Annotated in this window: 1 protein-coding gene and 1 pseudogene; both read right to left on the bottom strand. The window is 31.5% G+C overall.

Annotation, left to right across the window (positions count from 1 at the left end; genetic code table 11):
- Nucleotides 1-206: 206 nt before the first annotated feature.
- Nucleotides 207-1,205 (bottom strand): annotated as a pseudogene (locus F6J94_RS33355) (IS630 family transposase).
- Between the two features lie 413 nt (nt 1,206-1,618).
- Nucleotides 1,619-1,888, bottom strand: coding sequence for a transposase (locus F6J94_RS33350; RefSeq protein WP_293048134.1), 270 nt, complete (start codon nt 1,886-1,888; stop codon nt 1,619-1,621).
- Nucleotides 1,889-2,011 lie beyond the last annotated feature (123 nt).

The following is a 2,011-nucleotide window of genomic DNA, read 5'->3' as shown; positions in this document are numbered from 1 at the left end:
ACAGACATCGAAAGCCTCTATCGAGCCGCTGATGAGGCTATTGAGCGAGGCAAAGCCACTGGTCAAGATTGTGTATTCCCAGCTCAATCCCTAGTTGGAAACATCAGTCAATAGTAATTTTTGAGTAGTAATTTTTCAGTAGTAATTTGTCAGTAGGTGAGTAAAGCTTTCTCTGTCTTACACTAAGCTGATTTTGATCTAAGCACCTAAACAAAATTAATTACATATTCTTGACCAAAATTGTCAAGAAATTTTTTGAGATATTTAAGAAAGCTTTTCCAGTTTTCGTAAGCATCAATTTCAATCCACTCATACTTAATAAATTTCCAGAAAATTTCAATTAAGTTGTACTTAGGTGAGTAAGTAGGTAACCAAAATCTATCTAAATTTTTGGCTTTCCATTATTATAGTTTTTCTAGGATTTTATTGCTCGTGTGTATTGAAGCTTGAGCCATTACTACTACAGTGAGTTTATCTAAATTTTTACTAAAATTATATAAAAATTTAATCACGATTTCACTATCAATTGAGCCCTGATGTATTTCGGAATCTAATTGATTTTTACATCCCATTAATCCGAGAACATTAATTCTTTTGCTTTGGCAACTATTAAGAGTTATTCGTTTTAATTTTTCTTGCCATCCGTAAGGAATATCTGGCTTCAAAGAGAATCCACTTTCATCTAAATATCTTAAGTCAATTTCTCCTTTTTTAGCTTGCTGTTTTAGCTCTTTTAGTCTGGGTATCTTTACGTCTAGCTCCCATTAATCAGGGGTTTTACTCGTTCCTATCTTCATTCTTTTCCATTTCATATTCAACTTTTTTATGGTTCTTTTTATAGTTTCCTTACTTACATCTATTTTCCACTCTTTATTGATTTTATTTTTAACTTTGTTTAGGCTTTTTGGTTCAGATTTTACCCACTCCTTTACTTGTTGCCTTTGCTCCTGATTTAATTTAGGTTTTCTGCCCCTACCTTTTTGATTGTATATTCCTAGGATTTTTTGATCTTCCCATCTAGTTAACCAGTTATATATAGTTTTTCGATTAACTCCAAATAATAAAGTTAATTCCTTGTATTAAAATTTTTTATAACTCAACAATATACATTTAGCTCTGTCTCTCACTTGAGGATATTTACTTTGCCAACTTATTCTTTCTAAAAGTTTTTTAGTCTCGGGATTTAATTCTCTAATGAATCTCATATAAATACCTATTTTGATCGATTTTATCTAATTGTATATTATTATGTCAAAAATAGGTAATTAATTTTGTGCACCTGCTTATTAAACCCAATTGCTACCAGGTAGGACGTGAAAAATGGAACCGATACATTCACATTATTTTCACAATTGGCTCTACTATTTCACAATTGGCTCTACTATAAAGATAGTTTAAAGATTATCGGTGATATTGAACATAAATGTTGAATGATAGTTAAAAACCTATACAAATAGCCTCTAAATTGATAAGATAGAGGCTAAAAAAAATCTTACAATGTTGCTTCAATGAGATCAAATTTTCCACAAATCGTCAAAAGATACCTAGGAAAACTACCTGATGATGATTATCCAGTTCTCATACTAAATCCGGTTGTCATACCCCATTAAAAAAATGCTTAAATAGAAGCTAGCCAATGATAGAAAGTTAAATTTCTAATTTCTTCTTTCATCTCACTCAAAACCTGACAACGTTTTACTAACAATTCTTCGATTTCATCAATCGTCTCAAAACAATTATTTACTAAAGGTTCATCCCCTAATTTCCACAGTCTTTCTGCTGGTTGTAATTCTGGAGAGTATGGGGGCAAAAACTCTAGTTTAATTCCTGAAGTAATTTTTACCTTCTTACTCCGATGCCATCCAGCATTATCTTCTACTAACAACACTTTTTTTTTGGAGAAATGCCCACATCTTCAGCAAATTTTTTAGAGACTAGGTTTAACCATTCTGTATTGACTCTGGGGATTAAATACCATAAAGTTTTTCCAGTCTATGGATTTGTCCAACCT

The sequence above is a fragment of the Moorena sp. SIO1F2 genome (assembly GCF_010672755.1).
Classification (GTDB): domain Bacteria; phylum Cyanobacteriota; class Cyanobacteriia; order Cyanobacteriales; family Coleofasciculaceae; genus Moorena.
The sequence above is the reverse complement of the archived record's forward strand: the minus strand, read 5'-3'. Positions and strand labels throughout refer to the sequence as shown.